The 17,374-nt window shown below is 51.7% G+C and carries 15 protein-coding genes and 1 pseudogene; 14 read left to right on the top strand and 2 right to left on the bottom strand.

Annotation, left to right across the window (positions count from 1 at the left end):
• Nucleotides 1-19: 19 nt before the first annotated feature.
• From KK083_RS12390 to KK083_RS32765, 5 genes and pseudogenes are all read left to right on the top strand, one after another.
• Nucleotides 20-223, top strand: coding sequence for a hypothetical protein (locus KK083_RS12390; protein ID WP_254163553.1), 204 nt, complete (start codon nt 20-22; stop codon nt 221-223).
• 90 nt (nt 224-313) lie between these two features.
• Entirely contained in the window at nt 314-970 is a 657-nt protein-coding gene (locus tag KK083_RS12385; protein ID WP_254163552.1) for a PAS domain-containing protein, read from the top strand.
• Between the two features lie 143 nt (nt 971-1,113).
• Entirely contained in the window at nt 1,114-1,608 is a 495-nt protein-coding gene (locus KK083_RS12380) for an RNA polymerase sigma factor (RefSeq protein ID WP_254163551.1), read from the top strand.
• On the top strand, nt 1,595-1,783 hold the full coding sequence (locus KK083_RS12375; RefSeq protein WP_254163550.1) for a hypothetical protein: 189 nt from the start codon (nt 1,595-1,597) through the stop codon (nt 1,781-1,783). Before KK083_RS12380 ends, KK083_RS12375 begins: the two co-directional genes overlap by 14 nt.
• Nucleotides 1,784-1,799: 16 nt before the next feature.
• A pseudogene (locus KK083_RS32765) lies at nt 1,800-2,483 on the top strand (prolipoprotein diacylglyceryl transferase); the annotation flags it as partial.
• Between the two features lie 147 nt (nt 2,484-2,630).
• On the opposite strand, the gene KK083_RS12360 reads toward KK083_RS32765, so the two are convergent.
• A complete protein-coding gene (locus KK083_RS12360; protein WP_254163547.1) occupies nt 2,631-3,125 on the bottom strand; it encodes a VOC family protein in 495 nt (164 codons plus the stop codon).
• Nucleotides 3,126-3,214: 89 nt separating this feature from the next.
• Nucleotides 3,215-4,030 (bottom strand): AraC family transcriptional regulator, encoded by an 816-nt coding sequence (locus tag KK083_RS12355; protein ID WP_254163546.1) that lies wholly within the window; start codon nt 4,028-4,030, stop codon nt 3,215-3,217.
• A gap of 141 nt (nt 4,031-4,171) precedes the next feature.
• Here KK083_RS12355 and KK083_RS12350 point away from each other — a divergent pair, with 141 nt between their 5' ends.
• The 9 genes from KK083_RS12350 (at nt 4,172) to KK083_RS12310 (ending at nt 17,176) form a co-directional block, all read left to right on the top strand.
• On the top strand, nt 4,172-6,700 hold the full coding sequence (locus tag KK083_RS12350) for a glycosyl hydrolase family 95 catalytic domain-containing protein (RefSeq protein ID WP_254163545.1): 2,529 nt from the start codon (nt 4,172-4,174) through the stop codon (nt 6,698-6,700).
• A 42-nt stretch (nt 6,701-6,742) separates the two neighbouring features.
• Nucleotides 6,743-7,969, top strand: a complete 1,227-nt coding sequence (locus KK083_RS12345; RefSeq protein WP_254163544.1) for an exo-beta-N-acetylmuramidase NamZ family protein — start codon at nt 6,743-6,745, stop codon at nt 7,967-7,969.
• Between the two features lie 415 nt (nt 7,970-8,384).
• Nucleotides 8,385-8,855 (top strand): RrF2 family transcriptional regulator, encoded by a 471-nt coding sequence (locus tag KK083_RS12340; protein ID WP_254163543.1) that lies wholly within the window; start codon nt 8,385-8,387, stop codon nt 8,853-8,855.
• Between the two features lie 887 nt (nt 8,856-9,742).
• On the top strand, nt 9,743-12,121 hold the full coding sequence (locus KK083_RS12335) for an ABC transporter permease (RefSeq protein WP_254163542.1): 2,379 nt from the start codon (nt 9,743-9,745) through the stop codon (nt 12,119-12,121).
• Between the two features lie 182 nt (nt 12,122-12,303).
• Nucleotides 12,304-13,896: a sensor histidine kinase gene (locus KK083_RS12330; protein WP_254163541.1), complete on the top strand. Its 1,593-nt coding sequence runs from the start codon at nt 12,304-12,306 to the stop codon at nt 13,894-13,896.
• Nucleotides 13,886-14,575: a response regulator transcription factor gene (locus KK083_RS12325; protein WP_254163540.1), complete on the top strand. Its 690-nt coding sequence runs from the start codon at nt 13,886-13,888 to the stop codon at nt 14,573-14,575. The genes KK083_RS12330 and KK083_RS12325 overlap by 11 nt, the downstream gene beginning before the upstream one ends.
• Nucleotides 14,576-14,761: 186 nt before the next feature.
• Nucleotides 14,762-15,817 carry a beta galactosidase jelly roll domain-containing protein gene (locus KK083_RS12320; RefSeq protein ID WP_254163539.1) on the top strand — a complete coding sequence of 352 codons (1,056 nt, stop codon included), beginning with the start codon at nt 14,762-14,764 and terminating at the stop codon, nt 15,815-15,817.
• A gap of 22 nt (nt 15,818-15,839) precedes the next feature.
• The gene (locus KK083_RS12315; RefSeq protein ID WP_254163538.1) at nt 15,840-16,859 is read left to right on the top strand and encodes a beta galactosidase jelly roll domain-containing protein; all 1,020 of its coding nucleotides are present in this window, start codon (nt 15,840-15,842) and stop codon (nt 16,857-16,859) included.
• Nucleotides 16,847-17,176, top strand: coding sequence for a DUF6958 family protein (locus KK083_RS12310; protein ID WP_254163537.1), 330 nt, complete (start codon nt 16,847-16,849; stop codon nt 17,174-17,176). The genes KK083_RS12315 and KK083_RS12310 overlap by 13 nt, the downstream gene beginning before the upstream one ends.
• Nucleotides 17,177-17,374: the final 198 nt, after the last annotated feature.

Below are 17,374 nucleotides of genomic sequence, written 5' to 3'. Positions count from 1 at the left end.
GGGAATGTTAACAAGTGTTATGATAACCGGTGCTGTGATCAGAAAAAAAATATTGTCTTCGATTTTATTATTCATCGCCACTGGTGCCCTGGCCAGCAGCAACATGCAGACCAGGTTTATCCGTTGCTTGTTCCGCATCCGTCATTCCGATATTGTTAACGGCGGAAAGCTGGTGTTGCAGATGAGTGATTTGCCGGAGAAGGGGTGGGGTGAGAAAAATTAAGGCGTAAGAATTAACCTCCTTCGCTGAAGCTTCGGCGGGCAAGGGAGTAAGGGTAAGGAAAGTTAAGGCTAGTTGGTAATATAGATGGTTATGAAAAAGTCAGTATGTGAGCAGTGCTCTTCTGAGGCCATGGAGTTTCAGGAGCAGGCGAAGCGATCGGACCAGATCATGAGGGCTATATGCGACAGTACGCAGTCGTTTATCATTCTGATCTCACTGGATTTCCGGATCATATTCTTCAATAAAAGGGCGTTACATTTTAGCAAGCTGCAATACGGAAAAGACCTGCAGGTAGGAGACAGCTTTATGAGTTATCAACGCGACGGCGAAGAGGCCGTGTTCATGACCTTCCAGGATAATTTTTCACAGGCTATTGCCTCCGGATGTCCCGTTACCACTGAACGCGAGATGCGCTATCATAACCTCACTGTCTGGATACGCACGGAATATACGCCGGTTTATGACAAGGGGAAGGTCATAGGCGTAGCGCTTCGGATCGTGGACATCAGTGAGCGCAAGAAGAAGGAGCTGCAGATCGAAAAGCAAAACGAGCAGCTGCGCCAGATCTCATGGATCCAATCGCATAAAACGCGCCAGCCCATTGCCACCATCCTCGGGCTCGTGCATATCCTTGACAAAACATCGCTCACGGAAGACAACCGCAAAATCATTGCCATGCTGGAGAAAACAGTAACACAACTCGACATGGTGATCCGCGATACCGTGATCAGGGCTAATTCGGTTTGAGAAGAAGCCAGGAGTAAGAACTAAGAATCCCTGGTCGGAGGAAGCACTTTGTATATCCTGCCTTCCCCCCCCCAAAAAAAAAATTACTCCCCTCTGTGACATTTATGCCGGATTGGTCACTAATAATAGTAAGACCTGCACCCATGGATCGAGACAAAACGGTTTTCCTGGAAGTAATAAAAACGCATCAGGGCATTATCAACAGCCTCTGCCACGTTTATTACAGGCTTGAAGAAGACAGGAGAGATACCCGGCAGGATATCATTCTGCAGCTTTGGCGGTCGTTTCCCACGTTCAGAAATGAGTGCAGCGTCAGCACGTGGATCTATAAAGTAAGCCTCAACACCATCCTGTCGAAGATCAGGAAAGAAAGGCGGTCAGTGCCACAGGAGTCGCTTTCTGATGCGCACGAAGGTATCACTGCCGCGGCAGACGATACCCTGCAGCAGCTGATGCAGGTGATCCATTATCTCGAAAGTACAGACAAGGCGATCGTGATCCTCAACCTGGAAGGGTACAGCCACAAAGAGACCGGCATCATGCTCGGCTTCACGGAAACGAACATCAGCACGCGGCTGAACAGGATCAGGACGAAGCTTCGGGAGCTCTATAACACCAAAGACCATGAACTTAAATAGATTCAAACCCGCATGGAGTCAGTTCAGGCTTATGAACAGCCTGCCTCCGATAACGGACGATGAAGTACTGCATATCATCGAAACACCGCACAACCGGATGGCTACCATCTTTCGCAGCATGATCCGCCATACCGCCATGTATTCTTTTCTCATCGTCTGTTGTCAGGGTTGCTGACTGATCTGCCAAAGCCATGAAATACCTTTACATTATCTGGGATATAGACCCGTCAATTTTCCCTGGCCTCGAAATACCGCGGTGGTATGGCATGCTGTGGGTGCTGGGTTTGCTGCTGAGCCATCAGGTTATGGAATACGTCTTCAAGGTAGAGCGTCGTACATCGGAAGCGTTCAATAGCCTGACGATCTACCTGCTCGTGGGTACCTTTCTCGGCGCGCGGCTGGGGCATATCCTGTTCTACGATCCTTTATATTATTGGTCTCATCCCATCGAGATCCTGCCCATCAGGCTTGAACCGGAGTTTCAGTTTGTGGGATTGGCTGGTCTCGCGAGCCATGGAGGTGCTATTGGCGTATTGATCGCGATCTACCTGTATTGCCGCAGGTATCACGAGCGTTACCTGTGGATGGTGGACAGGCTGGTGATCGCCGCGGCCATCACCGGAAGTTTCATACGATTGGGGAACCTCATGAACTCCGAAGTGATCGGCACACCTGCCAATGTTCCGTGGGCTTTTGTCTTCATGCGGGTTGACAATGTACCACGGCATCCCGCCCAGCTTTATGAAGCGATCGTCTGCGTGATCCTTTTTGTCGTATGCTTTCGAATATGGTATAAAAGGAGAGATGTCATCGCCGAGGGAAGGGTCACCGGCATTTTCCTCGTCACCCTTTTTACCCTGAGGTTCGCAGGTGAGTTTCTGAAGGTGAGCCAGGAGCCGTTCGAAGATCACCTGGTGCTGAACATGGGACAGTATCCCTTTTATAATGGCTGGCTTTTTTCTATTGCTCAGGCCTTCGCGAAACAGCAACGCCATTTGCTCATAACTTCACGCTACGCTCCACTATTCCCTGGGCAGATATTTTTCCCAATACCCGCTGGCAGGCTCGATCTGCTCCACGATATCAACATAGAGTCCGTTGGGATCCGTGAGTCCGAAGCGGACCTGGCCCCAGTCTTCCTTTTTCAAATGATAAGTGATGGGGGCGTTCCTGTTTTTAAGCTTGTCATAAACAGCAGCGGCGTTCTGTACCTGCAGTGTAAGGAAGCTGCCCCTGCCGTTAAAAGCGCCGTACGCGGGAGGGGTGGAGGGATGTGTTTCATCGATCAGCGCGAGGCTCATCTTCCGTTCGCCCTGCGATTGCATGTAAACAAACCAGGAGGCTTCGAAAACGATCTCGAAGTCGAGCCACTTTGTATAGAATTCTTTGGTAGCCTTCAGGTCTTTGGTAATGTAAACCGAATACACGTCCTGGTATTCAATAAAGGATTGGGTGTCTTGTGCAGAAGAAGTCATCGCCATAAGGATTAAAAATGGAACAGCAATAAGTGCTTTCATGTGGTCTTGATGTTTAAGCAGCACAAATGTGCAGAACACCCCGCAGCGGATATTGTAAAAATCGGACATGACAGATTATTTCCGCTGATCTATGGGGCCAGTGCTTTCAGGGGCGGTATGCCATATAATGCCTTGAAATCGCGGATGAAATGCGACTGGTCATAATAGCCCGCATCGTAATACAGCTTATCCTTTTTCAGGGAATCGCGGGTGATGTTTCCGCCGAGGAGCTTCTGAAACCTGACGATCTTGTTGAATTCTTTGGGTGCGGCGCCGACATAAAAATCGAACAACCGTCTCAGATGCCGGGGACTGACGGACGCTGAAATGTCTTTTTCGATATTCACGATACCGCCCGCTTGCAGGATGGTGCCCAGCGATTCCGCGAACCTGAGGTCGATACTGGCTTCTTTCGAAAAAACGAGCTTCTTAAAATACTGATCGAGCTGTGACCTGATGCCCGCGATGCCGGATGGATTCGTCATCAGGTCTTTCAGGGCTTGATACGCACGGGGTGTCACCGCGCTGATGTACTGACACTGGTTGGTAAGCTCGGACGCTTTGATATTATAGAGCAAAGGGAACGCCCCGGGAAAAAAGCGGATGCCGGCATACCGGAAGCTATTCTCCAGGGCAAAAGAAGTATAACCTGATGAAAATCCCATCACGAAGTTCTCTTCCGGCTGATCCATGTCGAAGAACAGGTCGATGCAGCCGTCAGCTACCGCGTTGTACAAAAAAGGTGAAGACAACGGCCGCACGCTTTCCAGTTGCCAGTAACAGCAGAGGTAGCCCGATAAAAGCGCATCGGGGGCGAGCTCCTGGTAGACCACGTCAGCGCCGCCTTCCCTGAACCGGGGTTGCACCGGGCGAAAGAACCTGCTTAAGGAAGTGAGCGCGTCCATGTTTACGAGTGTACTGTTATCAGCCGGTAAAAATACGGATTTGGCGGAAAACACTCGTTCTGAAGACCGGCGCTATTTTGATCTCGCCGGTTCAGGGGAACGGCAGCCTCATTGCGTCAATACAGATGTAAACACAAAACCATGACAAGATTATTCCTGCCCGTTTTTTATTTCCTGGTGATCACCGCCTTCGCACAGGTCAACCCGTCACTCCTGGAAGTCGATCGGCACAAGCTGGTGTCGCGTGCAGACCTTACGTACGATAAGCCCGTGAGCAGGAGCGAAGAGGGGCTGCCGGTGGGCAACGGTGTGATGGGAAGTCTTGTATGGACAACACCCTCGGCACTTCATCTTCAGCTCAACCGCGTGGATGTATTCGCCAACAACTCGGGCTCCGATAATTTCTACGAGCGTCACACAGATTATTGCAATGGTCTCGGCTTTGTGGATGTGGAGCTGAACAATGGTGTCAAGGAAATATTTTCCGGCAACACTTTCAAACAGCACTTGTCCTGTTACGATGGGCTCACCTCGGTAGCGGGCAATGAGGTTTCAGCGGAGGTGCTGGCCTGGCAGGAGCAGGATGTGATGGCCATCCGGATCAGCGACACCCGGGCTAATCCACTTCCCATTCAGACGAAGCTTCGTACGCTGCGCCCGCCCGTTACCAGGAAGGGTAACCACCAGGCGATCTCTGCTGTAAAGGTCATCGGCAACCGCATCGTGCTCACGCAAGAATTCAGGGAAGGAGATTATTACTGTGGCTCCGCTGTGGTGATCGGCGTGACCGGCCGCGAAAGCAGGGCAGAAGTTGAAAACCCGTCCACCGTGATGTTATCAGCTGACGGCGCAAAACAAGACCTGACCATACTGATGGCCAGCGCGGCAAGCTTCGATCCTGCGGAAGACCTCGTCGCTGCGGCTACACGCAAGCTCGATGCGGCCATAGCGCTCGGCTTCGAGGGCATCAGGAAGTCAAGCCAGCTTTGGTGGCAGGATTTCTGGAAGCGATCGTTTATTTATTTACAAAGCGCCGATCAGGAAGCAGACCTCATCGAGCAGCATTACACCTATTATTTATATGTGATGGCGTCGAGCTCGCGTGGCAAATACCCGGCGAAGTTCAACGGCATGCTGTGGACTACCGGTGGCGATGAGCGCAAGTGGGGCAACCTCTATTGGGGCGCGAATCAGAGCTGTCTCTACAATGCCCTGCTGAACACCAACCACCTGGAGCTGATGGACCCGATGTTCAATATGTACACAGCCGCGTTCAAGGGATTCGAAACGGCGGCGCAGCAACAGTGGGGAAGCAAGGGTATTTTTATTCCCGAGACCGTAGCCTTCGACGGACTTGTGCCCATGCCTGAAGAGATCGCCGCAGAGATGCGTGACCTGTACCTGGTGAAAAAGCCATGGACAGAACGCTCGCCGCAGTTCACAAACTTTGCTTATACGAAGATGCCGTTCCTCAGCCGCTGGAACTGGAAAAAAGATGAGGGATGGAAGAACGGTGTATGGCAGACATCAGACAAAGGAGGGGGAGCCTTTGGCCATGTCACCCACATTTTCTCACGTGGCGCCAAAATAGCCTACCAGTACTGGCTGAAATATGAGCTCACCCGTGATGTGGCGTGGCTGCGCAACGATGCTTACCCCATGCTGAAAGGAGTGGCCGAGTTCTACCGGAATTTTCCCAACGTAAAAAAAGAAAACGGCAAGTATCACATTTATAATGTCAACGACAACGAGTCGATCTGGGGCGGCCACAATACCGTTGAGGAGATCGCCTCGATGAAGGGTATTTTTCCCGTTGCCATCCGCGCTGCGGAGATCCTGAATGTTGACGCGGAGCTGCGCGCCTCGTGGCAGGAGTTTGTGGATCACCTATCACCCCTGGCTTTGAGTACCGATCTGCCGGGCTACACGCAGGGCAAACCTGTGGTATGGATCCGGTCGTTGCGGCCCTGGATTCAGGGCAACGGTGAGCGCATCCCTGATCCCAACACCATGCCTGTGTGGTTCTTTGACCTTTGCACGCTGGAAGCCGACGAAAGCACACGCGCCATCGCCAACCAGACCTTTGATGCCTATTTTCCATCAGGCATCAGCGAGAAGTCTAACATCTATGTGCTGTCGAAGCTTCCTGTTGCCGGTGCCGTGCTGGGCCGGACGGAGGCCACCCGCTACCTTGTGCCGAACCAGATCCGTACGGCAGAGATCGAGGTGATGCCTAACCGTATGGATATGCGCGAAGGATTTCAGACCACCAGTGTGCAACGCCTGGGCCGTGCGGCGGAGGCATTGCAGTTTGCCCTCTGCCAGAGTGTTCCATCAGCCCCGGGTAAAGATCCCGTGATCCATGTTTTTCCGGCCTGGCCCAAACAGTGGGATGCCCGTTACACCTTGCTGGCACGCGGCGCATTTCTGGTAACTTCTTCCTATACCGAAAAGAACGGGGTGGAGTTCGTGGAGATCACTTCGCAGGCCGGTGGCGAGTGCCGCATCCGTAATCCCTGGAAAGGAAGTGACGTCACCATCTACCGGAACGGCAAACGACTCATGGGAACGAAGAACGACCTCATCACCTTCTCCACAACGAAGAACGATCACTTCCTGATCCTGAGAAAGGATACAAAGCCTGACCAATTCAGACAGAAGGTACTTTGAAAACAGAAACAACGGACTATATTTAAAGCTTAATCTTTAATTATGAAGTCCGCGCCGCTGTTCAATTCTCTTTCCCTGTTTTCAGTCATTGTTTTGCTTGCAGCCATCACTGTTTCCAGGGATGTTTGTGCGCAATCTAAAAATGGTATCGTCACTGGTGCCGAGCAAACCGACAGTTATCTCTCGTACCTGAAAGGCAAGCGGGTGGGCATGGTGGTGAATCAAACTTCTGTGATCGGAAAGAAGCTCAGTGTTGACAGTCTCATTACACTGGGTGTAAACATCAGCGCCATTTTCGGTCCCGAGCATGGCTTCCGCGGCAACGCCAGCAACGGCGCCAAAGTTGATGATGAGGTGGACCCCAATACAGGTATCCGCATCATCTCGCTGTACGGCAAAAAAAGAAAACCGACGAAAGAGGATATGGACCTGGTTGACATCATGGTGTTCGATATCGCGGATGTCGGCTGCCGGTTCTATACCAATATCAACACCCTCGCTGATGTGATGGAGTCGTGCGCGGCAAATGGCAAAGAGCTGGTGATCTTCGATCGTCCTAATCCCAATGCCTATGTAGATGGCCCTGTGCTTGACATGACACTGACCTCGGGCATCGGCAAATTTCCCATCCCCATCACCCACGGCATGACCATCGGCGAGTTCGCGCAGATGATCAACGGCGAAGGATGGCTGCCCGGGAAGATGCAGTGTAAGATCAACGTCATCAAAGTGAAGAACTACACCCACGACATGGCGTACACGTTGCCCGTCAGGCCTTCGCCGAATCTGAATACCCAGCAGTCAATATTACTTTATCCTTCCCTTTGTCTCTTCGAAGGCACGATCATCAGCCAGGGCAGGGGAACCTATATGCCCTTCACGGTGCTCGGCAACCCGGAGCTGAGCAGCAAGAAGTATAAGTTTTCATTCACACCGGTGAGCATACCCGGCATGAGCGAAACACCCCTTCACATGGACAAAGCCTGCTATGGACTCGACCTGCGGAAGTACAATGCGGAGAAGCTGCGCGAAAAAGGAAAGATCAACCTCGCATGGTTGATGGAGATGTACAAGGCGTATCCCCACAAGGAAAAATTCTTTGACTTCACGCAGAGCAAACAAATGGGCAACTTCGACAAACTGGCGGGTACACGCAGCCTGAAAGAGCAGATCATCAAAGGTGTTTCTGAAGACGAGATCAGAAAAAGTTGGGAACCGGGATTGTCGGCTTATAAGGAAATGAGAAAGAAATATCTGCTGTATCCATAGCATCCGTTGATCTTCAGGGTCAAATCAGCGTCGGCGTGCGCGTGGCGATTCACGAGGGGCGGTGTGCAGGCAAGAGCGTACGCGTAATCCATTATTTTTTCATTATGCTGTTTGCGCCAACGCCGACACGGTTGTACATCATAACCGGCCGTTTTTGAGCGGGGAGGAACGCGCATCATTCTGATAATAAAATTTAATTACCTTTGCAGGAATATTGTTGAAATTCGGATCGACAGCGTTAAGAGCGGTAAACTTTCCAGGAATAAACGCTGTTTTGTCAGTTGCAAATGCGATCTTTATCAAGCTGCACAAAAGCGTGTTAGCGAAAAAAGGAGTTAAAAAAGCTACCCCGCTATGGCCCATCCACCATGGACCCATGGAGAGTTGATTTGAAAACTCATTACCCAAACCCAATATGTTATCAAAAAAATGCCAGTACGCACTTCATGCCCTGCTTTACATGGTGGAGCATGAGGAATCCGACCGCCTCACGATTCATGAGATTGCGGAGCGCAAGAATATTCCCAAGAAGTTCCTGGAGAATATCCTGATCAACCTGAAGAACGCCGGCATTCTTGGCAGCAAGAAAGGAAAGTTCGGAGGGTATTACCTGAAACGTAAGCCAGCCGAAGTAAGTGTGCTTGAAGTCATTCGCCTCATCGATGGGGCCGTGGCTATGCTTCCCTGCGTGTCGCTTAACTTCTACCAGTCATGTGGCCGTTGCGAAAACGAGGCCACCTGCAGCATCAATCGGCTGTTCAGCGCCGTGCGTGATGAGACCCTGAAGATCCTGTCGGGCAGCTCGCTGTCAGACCTCCAGCATTTGTCATTGTTACCGCCGGTTACTCCACAACCGGTAAATCCGCTGGCCGAAGAAAAAGTATAACCCCCTTCAGTCGTCAGATCATCAGCAGGACTCCACACCTGCGACGTGGTCTGACGACTTACTTCCCGCTCCATCTTTTCGCTGCAGCTGCATTGTCCCAGCGCCACCCAGATAATAATAAAGACAAGCACCGTACCCAGGCAGCCACCGCCCAACTTCTTCGCGCCATACCCGGCGATCAGAGCTCTAAAAAAATTGTTCATGTTTTGAAGTTTGCCAGCATCAGGGAAAAAGTGATGCCAGCTACGGGATCCTTCGCTCGCGCATTGCCCGCCCACATCACCGCACAGGATTCCGGTTTCCTGGGAGGGACTGCTGTGGTCTGTAGACCATGGACTGTCACCTCTTAAACCTCCACCGTCGCCTTGAAGACACCTGGTTACGAACACAGAATGCTTCACCAAAGACTGCCTTTTACAACTCTAACTATCACCTTATAACTATCTGATCCGTAATTTTTTATGCATGTTTATTCAGGCCAGGACTGTAAACGATGTAAGTTTTCAGCACTTCGTGACAAAGCATAAAAAAACCATTTTCTGCTTCATTTTCGCCCTTTTTACATGTCTAAAAGCAGTTTTTTCAGTCCTCCGGCTCATCTCGCTACCATCCTCTCAAATTCTCACCAAAGAATCTTCTGTTTGCATTTATAAGTGCTTAATCCTCAGCAAAATTTATCGCCATTGTTAAACTCAACCAATAAGTAAATCCGAAGCAGCCGTATCCTAAGTCAATCTCAACCTGGCAACCTGAACTCCCAACTTTAAACTTCAAACTTTAAACTTTAACCGCCCTCTTCCAACTTTCTCACCGCCCAAAACCGGCAACTGGCAACCGGTAACCGGCAACTCACCTCCCGCGTCCAATCCGCAAAACCCACCATCACCATGATTACAAACTACCTGCTGATCACCTTCCGTAACCTCATGAAGAACAAGGTCCCCGTTTTCATCAACGTGCTTGGGTTAGGCATCGCCATTGCGTGCTGCATCGTTGCCTACCTCAACCTGGATTTCAACCGGCGCTTTGACCACAACCATGTGAACACCGGAAACATCTACCGCATTCAGGCGTGGCATCACTACCAGGATCAGCACAGCCGTTATGCCGTGGTACCTCACGCGCTTGGCGGGATGGTGAAGCAGAACATTAATGATGTGGATGAAGTGGTGCGGTATACCATGGCCGGCACCAACGTCAGGATTGGCGACGAGGTATTCAGCACCGCGGTGGCTTACGCCGATCCCGCCTTCTTTGACTTCTTTACTTTCGAGCTGAAGGCGGGCGCATTCACTTCGTTCCGCGATAAAAGCCACATCTTCATCAGCGACGAGCTTGCCCGCAAATATTTTAAAACCGAAGATGTGGTGGGCCGCCAGCTCACCCGCATCGATAAGGGCGTCCTCAAAGAGTTTGTGGTCGGTGGCGTTTTTAAGCAGCAGCCGCTCAATTCCAGCTTCGCCTGCGAGGCCGTCACCCTGTGGGATAATTTCTTTGATGAAACCGGTTCGCCCGACACGGACTGGAAAGGTATGAGCACCGTGTTTATCCGGATCAACGATCCCTCGCGCACAGATGCCGTAACACGACAGCTACAGACTTACATTGCACCGCAGAACCTGGCCCGTGCAGACCTGAAGCTCAGCGCGTACTATCTCCAGAACTTCAGCACACTCGCGGCCAGCTTTTATGGCGAAACCTGGCTGAACGGCGAGCAGCTCCGTTGGGGATTCCCTCCATCGGTGATCGCCGGCCCGGGCCTGATGGCAGTCTTCCTGCTGCTGCTTGCCTGTTTCAATTTTACCAACACCACGGTAGCCCTGTCGGGACGAAGGCTGAAGGAGATCGGTGTTCGCAAGACCATGGGCGGCGCAAGAAGACAGCTAGTCTTTCAGTTTTTGGGCGAGAGTATGGTGTTGTGTTTTTTTGCGTTGATCACGGGGCTGCTGCTGGCCGAAGTGCTGGCGCCGGCCTACTCGAGTCTCTGGCCTAACCTCAAGCTCACCATCCGCTACACGGAAAATCTTTCGTTCTTCTTTTTCCTGGTCGTCATGCTGTTGTTCACCGCACTGGTCGCCGGCACCTATCCCGCGTTCTATATCACCTCATTCAAACCTATCGCCATTCTGAAAGGAAAGCTGAGGTTCGGCGGCACCAACTGGTTTACCCGCACCCTGCTCACGTTTCAGTTCAGTATTGCACTGGTGTGCATCGTGCTGGGCATCGGCTTCATCAGGAATGCGGCGTACCAGCGCGACTATAGCCTGGGTTATGCCAAGCAGGGAGTGATCGTAGCGAATGTTGCAGGCGCGCAGGAGTTCAGGGCGTTCCGCAATGTGTTGATGGCAAACAAAGATGTCATCGCCATCGGCGGATCCAAAGACCATGTTTCGGACCGGTATTACAAAGGACCTGTGAAGTTTGAAGGAGCGGAGCACCAGGTGGAAGTGGTAGACATCGGCGACGGCTACCTGGAAGCCATGAACATAAACCTGCTTGAAGGCCGGGGCTTCCGGCAGGATTCCGAGACCGACATCAGGGAATCGGTGCTCGTCTCGGAGACCTTCGTAAAACAGTACGGGTGGACAGGGAGTGCGTTAGGGAAACGGCTGCTGTGGAAAGACTCCATTCAACTTTATGTGATAGGGGTGGTGAACGATATCCTGACCGATGGATTCTGGAAACCCGCGGGTCCGGTGATGCTTCGGTATGTGGCGCCGGAGCAGTATACCCAGATCGTGGTGAGCACCTCGGCTGAAAAGATGTCCGCTATCAATGACCTGATGAAAGCGGAATGGAAAAAGATCTCGCCGAACACCCTCTATAACGGAAAGTATACCGATGGCAACATGTGGGTGTCTGAGATGATCAACAACAATGCTGTGCGCATCTTCGGTTTCCTGGGGCTGATGGCGGTGTTGATGTCGGCTACGGCATTGTTTGCGCTGGTGTCGCTCAACATCCTGAAGAAAATGAAAGAGATCGGCGTGCGCAAAGTGCTGGGCGCGCCGGCGGCCAATATCGCCAGGGTGATCAACCAGGAGTTCATCATCATCCTTTCCGTTGCTTCGCTGCTGGGCGGCGCCGCGGGTTACGTCATGACAGACAAGCTCATGGATGCCGTGTGGGAATATTACCTGCGCATTGAGCTCTCAGCACTCGCGGCAGCCATCCTCTCCCTGTTTGGGGTAGCGTTGGTCACAGTAGGGTATAAGACACTGGCGACCGTGTTTATGAGTCCGGTGCATACGTTGAAGGACGAATAACAGTCCACGGTCCACAGTCCACAGACCACAGCCGGGTGTGCGAAGTCATCTGGGCGTACTTCATAGAAATTACCCTCGTACGGTTTAAAGACAAAGCCAGTCGCCAAAAAGTCTATGTAACCCTTATTGCCGTGGACTGTCGACTGTGGACTCTTTCGTCCAAAAACGATAGCTTTATCCGCATGAAAAACCCCTTAAGGCGGATCACTGCTGTGTTCGTGCTCATCGCGTTGTTGCCGGTGACCTTTATTGTATATGAGCTTACCTCGCTGAGCGAGAACGAGGAGATCGTGCGCGAGATCTACGAGAACCAGCTGGATGCCATCCTCTTTTCTGTGAACCAGTACTCCGATGACGTGATGAACAGCTGGGCGAACCAGATCAGCAATGTGCTGGGCCATACGGAAGATACCACCAGGCTTTACCCATTGCTGAACCGGTTCAACGCGGTGGACTTCATTTATTTTTCAGACCTGAAGGGACGTTCTTCAGTGCTGGCATCGGGTGGTGACCGCAAACAGGCGGAGCCCGTGCGGCTGGCGATGGATGGACTCGTGGCGGCGAACAAGGACAGGATCGACAGGCTCGTCACCTACCAGGAGGCGGGCTTCCGGAAAATGGAATCCATCGATACGCTGATCGCCGGCAGCCATGTTCCGGTGTTGTTCATCCTGGATGAGGGCAGCACCGGTGTGCTGGGCGTGATGCTGGTCAGCCTGCCGCGCTTCATCGAAGATATGCTGGGTCCCAAGATGCAGGCAATATCACAGGAAAGATTTGTGATCGCTGCTTTTAATGAACGCAACGACTCGCTGGTGTATTCCACGGTGTCGGTAGATCAGGATACCACAACGGTTGCGGGTATGGGCGGCGCGCTGAAAGAGGCAGCGCAGAAGAAAGACCTCTGGCTGTTGCCGGGATATTACCTGACCATCTCCCTGGTAGGTGTCACGCTCGACGACCTGGTGAATGACCGGCTTACTACCACGCTGGTGATCCTGCTGCTGCTCATCCTGATCCTGGCAGCGGGCATCGTGTTCCTGTACCGGAATATCAAACGCGAGCTTTCCCTTTCACAGGCTAAATCCGAGTTTGTTTCCAATGTGTCGCACGAGATCAGGACTCCCTTATCGCTGATCAGCATGTATGCCGAAACTTTGGAGATGAACCGTGTAACGGAAGAGAAGAAACAGGAGTATTATAGTGTGATTGCCCGTGAAACCAACCGGCTGTCGCGCATCGTGAACCGCATCCTCAATTTTTCGCAGGTAGAAGCCAACCGGAAAACGTATGACTTCAAGCCTCTGCAGCTGAACTATCTCTGCAGCGAGGTGCTGGAGTCTTATTTCTTCCAGTTCAGGGATCGCGGTTTTGAAGTGGAGTTTGTAAAAGATGAAGACCTGGCGGTGATCACCGGCGACCGTGACTCCATCATGGAAGCCATCGTCAACCTGATCGACAACGCGATGAAATACAGTCGCGACAAAAAACACATCCGCATCAGAACGATCGCCGAAATATATTACAGTACCGTGGAGGTAAAGGACGAAGGTATCGGCATCGCCAAGAATCACCAGCATGAAGTATTCGAGCAATTTTACCGTGCGCCCATCGGTGATGTTCACAACACCAAGGGTTCGGGGCTGGGGCTTACGCTGGTGAAAAGGACCATGGAAGCGCATCGCGGAAAAATAAAATTGGAAAGCGCGCTGGGAAAAGGCAGCACATTTCGTCTATCTTTCCCCACAAAAAACATCAGACGCCATGAGTCGTAAGATCCTGATCGTAGAAGACGAGCCGAACATGGGCCGTGGCCTTAAGGACAACCTCGAGTTCGAAGGATACAACGTTGCGCTGGCGGCAGATGGCGCTGCCGGACTGAAGATGATCCTTTCCGAACACTTCGACCTGATCCTGCTCGACGTGATGATGCCCGAGATGTCAGGGTTCGATGTCTGCAGAAAGGCACGGGAAAAAGGCATCATGGCACCCATCGTGATCCTCACAGCAAAAGGAGAGGAGCTTGACAAAGTGCTTGGGCTTGAGCTCGGTGCCGACGACTACATTACCAAGCCGTTCAGCTTACGCGAGCTGCTGGCCAGGATCAAAGCCATCCTGCGCAGGGGTGCCGCTATGAGCGAAGCCAGGGAAACAGACGAGCATCGCATCGGCCGGCTTACGGTGAACTTCAGCTCCTTCACGGCACACGATCTCACCGGTCCCATCAAGATGTCGCACAAGGAATTTGCCATTCTCAACTACCTGCTGCAGCACAAGAACGAGATCATTTCACGCCACGACCTGCTCGAAAATGTATGGGGTTACGAAGAGTCGCCCACCACGCGTACCGTAGACAACTTCATCGTCAAGCTCCGTCACAAGATCGAAGACGACCCCAATGTTCCCCGCATCATCCTCACCGTGCACGGAACAGGCTACAAGCTGCTGCACTGACCCCACCGTCATCGCTTCGCTCGACACCTCCCCTGTGATACAGGGGAGGCCAGGAGGGGTTCGATCGATCGACTTCTCCCATACGAAGTAGGGGAGGCCGGGAGGGGTTGGGGTGGTGACAACTTTTTACATTTCTTTACCCGCAAATGACACCCAGCGGCGCGATTCTCCCGTATTTTGAGCTAAATGATGAAACTCTCAAAACCTGCAAAAGTTACTGTACTGGTCCTGATGCTTTCCGTATGCCTGGGCGCCGGAGACTGCAACGCACGGGAAAAGAAAATGAGCCTGAACGGTACCTGGCGCTTTATATTGGGCGACAATATGAAATTCGCGCGCCCCGATTACAACGACTCCGACTGGGAAAAAATCTTTGTGCCTTCATCCTGGCAGGAAGAAGGGTTCTATCACTACAATGGCTATGCGTGGTACCGGAAGACCGTTGAGTTCGAATCGACCAGCAAAGATGTGTTGTACCTTGAGCTGGGGCGCATTGATGACTCAGACGAAGTATATTTCAACGGCCACCTGATCGGCTCCATGGGCGGATTCCCTCCTGACTATTACACTGCCTGTACCGTTGTGCGCCGGTATTTTATTCCCGCGGAGCACATCAATAAAGGAAAGAATGTGATCGCCGTAAGGGTGTACGACGAGGGCGGTGTAGGCGGCATCATTGGAACAACCACCGGCATCTATAACTATAATAACTTTACAGAGAACAGCTTTACGCTGCTGGGCAACTGGAAGTTTCAGCTGTCAGATGACCCGAAATGGTCTGCCGAGAATTTCGATGACACCGGATGGGAGCACGTCACCATACCGGCACCCTGGGAGGCACAGGGCTTCAGGGATTACGATGGCTTTGCGTGGTACAGGAAAACTTTCAGGCTCCCCGCCAATTTTCAGAACAAAGATATCGTACTCCTGCTTGGGAAGATCGATGACCTCGATGAGGTTTTTATCAACGGAAAATATGTTGGCGGCACCGGTGACATTCAACGCAAACGGGTACTCCATGAAGATTGTACGCGCTACAGAACGTACTCCATTCCCGATGGGCTGCTGAAGCCGGGAAAGAACAACGTGGTGGCTGTGCGGGTATATGACCAGGGGGGTCGGGGGGGGATCTATGAGGGTCCGCTCTCGCTGCTGCCGCGAACTGAATACAAACAGTTCTGGAAGAAATACCGTGACGATAGTTTCGATTTCAATGAATGGATCTCTTCTTATTTTGATTGACCGGAAAGAAAAACAGCATATTGTGAAAAGAAGATGGAAAATGTACTTTTTTCCCCTGTTTGTGATGGCCGCGCTATCGGGTACGCATCGGGCCGCGGCTATGGTGGGAGAAAAATGGAACATGGTGATAAACCTCAGGGGACAATGGAGATTCAACATTGGCGACAACCTCAAATGGGCCGACCCGAAATACAACGACAGCAACTGGGAGAGCATTCGTGTTCCTTCAAAATGGGAAGATGAAGGATTCTATGGTTATAATGGATATGCCTGGTATCGCACGAGCTTTCAGGGCAGCGAGCTTCAGAACACCTGGGCCTTCAATATTTTTCTCGGTTACATAGACGACACCGACGAAGTATACCTGAATGGCCACCGCATCGGTTCATCGGGGTCCTTTCCTCCTAAATATCGCACAGCTTACAATGCTTTCAGGAACTATGCGATCCCCAGTGAGTACATCAACTTCTCCGGCAGGAATGTGGTGGCTGTAAGGATCTACGATTCAGAGGTGGCCGGTGGGATCATTTCAGGCGACGTTGGCATCTACACCAATGACGACGACAAGGCGCTGGCCCTGAACCTGCGTGGCGTGTGGGACTTTACACTGGCCGACCGAACCAGAAGACCACAGAACGGCCGCGGTGGCATCGAACAACTGACGCCTCCGGCAAACGCAAACTGGAGCAAGATAGCAGTGCCCAGCAACTGGGAGAACCAGGGATTTCAGTATGATGGCGGTGCTTGGTACCGCAAGCAGTTCACCGTTCCCAAATCACTGGCAGGCGAAGATCTCGTGCTGCTGCTGGGGAAAATAGACGACTATGACCAGGTGTATCTCAACGGAAAGCTGGTGGGTTTCACCAACAACTGGGAGAAACAACGTATGTACACCATCTCTTCCGATGTGCTCATCCCTGGCGCGGTGAATATAATTTTGATTTATGTGTATGATGAAACAGGACTCGGAGGGCTGTATGAAGGTCCTCTGGGTCTCATCAAACAATCTGACTTTACACGCTACATGAGATGGAGACGATAAAAAATGTTCCGGAGCGCATCGTGACCCTGAATGCCGACGGAACGCGTGGTTCTGTGCTTTCGAAAAAATACTACGAACGCATGCGTGAGTTCATCATCTCCGCATTCGACTCGGCGCCGGAGATCGCGTTTACCGACCTGATGGCTGGCATGACACAGTTCCATGTCATCGAGCCGTACGAGAACGCCGTCTGGCATCTGCTCAAGGTGAAACAGGACCTTCAGGCACGTGGTATCTTAAGAGTAAGGTTTATCGGCTTCTCTCCGAAACAACAAATGCTGCGGCTCAACCGGAAAGCGGTGATCAGTAGTCGGTAATCCAGCGATCAGTAATTGGCAATCAGTGAACAGGAGCCATTACCAGGTTGCGGATTACCGTCTACCGGTTACCGTTAAAGGTTTAAAGTTAGAAGTTTAAAGTTAAAAGTTGTGCTTCGTTTCCAATGTTCCATCAGCAAGACGGTTACGTTGACCCAATACCGCACTAACTTGAAACTTCAAACTTGAAACTTCAAA

The organism is Chryseosolibacter histidinae (assembly GCF_018598225.1).
In the GTDB taxonomy this organism is placed as follows: Bacteria; Bacteroidota; Bacteroidia; order Cytophagales; family Cyclobacteriaceae; genus Chryseosolibacter; species Chryseosolibacter histidini.
This window is presented reverse-complemented; position numbering and strand designations above follow the sequence as displayed.

Excerpts from the sequence above, each read along its gene's own strand:
- KK083_RS12310 (WP_254163537.1), top strand. The coding sequence starts at position 16,847 with ATGGAGACGATAAAAAATGTTCCGGAGCGCATCGTGACCCTGAATGCC.
- KK083_RS12380 (WP_254163551.1), top strand. The coding sequence starts at position 1,114 with ATGGATCGAGACAAAACGGTTTTCCTGGAAGTAATAAAAACGCATCAG.
- KK083_RS12355 (WP_254163546.1), bottom strand. The coding sequence starts at position 4,030 with ATGGACGCGCTCACTTCCTTAAGCAGGTTCTTTCGCCCGGTGCAACCC.
- KK083_RS12350 (WP_254163545.1), top strand. The coding sequence starts at position 4,172 with ATGACAAGATTATTCCTGCCCGTTTTTTATTTCCTGGTGATCACCGCC.
- KK083_RS12320 (WP_254163539.1), top strand. The coding sequence starts at position 14,762 with ATGATGAAACTCTCAAAACCTGCAAAAGTTACTGTACTGGTCCTGATG.
- KK083_RS12330 (WP_254163541.1), top strand. The coding sequence starts at position 12,304 with ATGAAAAACCCCTTAAGGCGGATCACTGCTGTGTTCGTGCTCATCGCG.
- KK083_RS12390 (WP_254163553.1), top strand. The coding sequence starts at position 20 with ATGATAACCGGTGCTGTGATCAGAAAAAAAATATTGTCTTCGATTTTA.
- KK083_RS12375 (WP_254163550.1), top strand. The coding sequence starts at position 1,595 with ATGAACTTAAATAGATTCAAACCCGCATGGAGTCAGTTCAGGCTTATG.
- KK083_RS12335 (WP_254163542.1), top strand. The coding sequence starts at position 9,743 with ATGATTACAAACTACCTGCTGATCACCTTCCGTAACCTCATGAAGAAC.
- KK083_RS12360 (WP_254163547.1), bottom strand. The coding sequence starts at position 3,125 with ATGAAAGCACTTATTGCTGTTCCATTTTTAATCCTTATGGCGATGACT.
- KK083_RS12325 (WP_254163540.1), top strand. The coding sequence starts at position 13,886 with ATGAGTCGTAAGATCCTGATCGTAGAAGACGAGCCGAACATGGGCCGT.
- KK083_RS12385 (WP_254163552.1), top strand. The coding sequence starts at position 314 with ATGAAAAAGTCAGTATGTGAGCAGTGCTCTTCTGAGGCCATGGAGTTT.
- KK083_RS12340 (WP_254163543.1), top strand. The coding sequence starts at position 8,385 with ATGTTATCAAAAAAATGCCAGTACGCACTTCATGCCCTGCTTTACATG.
- KK083_RS12345 (WP_254163544.1), top strand. The coding sequence starts at position 6,743 with ATGAAGTCCGCGCCGCTGTTCAATTCTCTTTCCCTGTTTTCAGTCATT.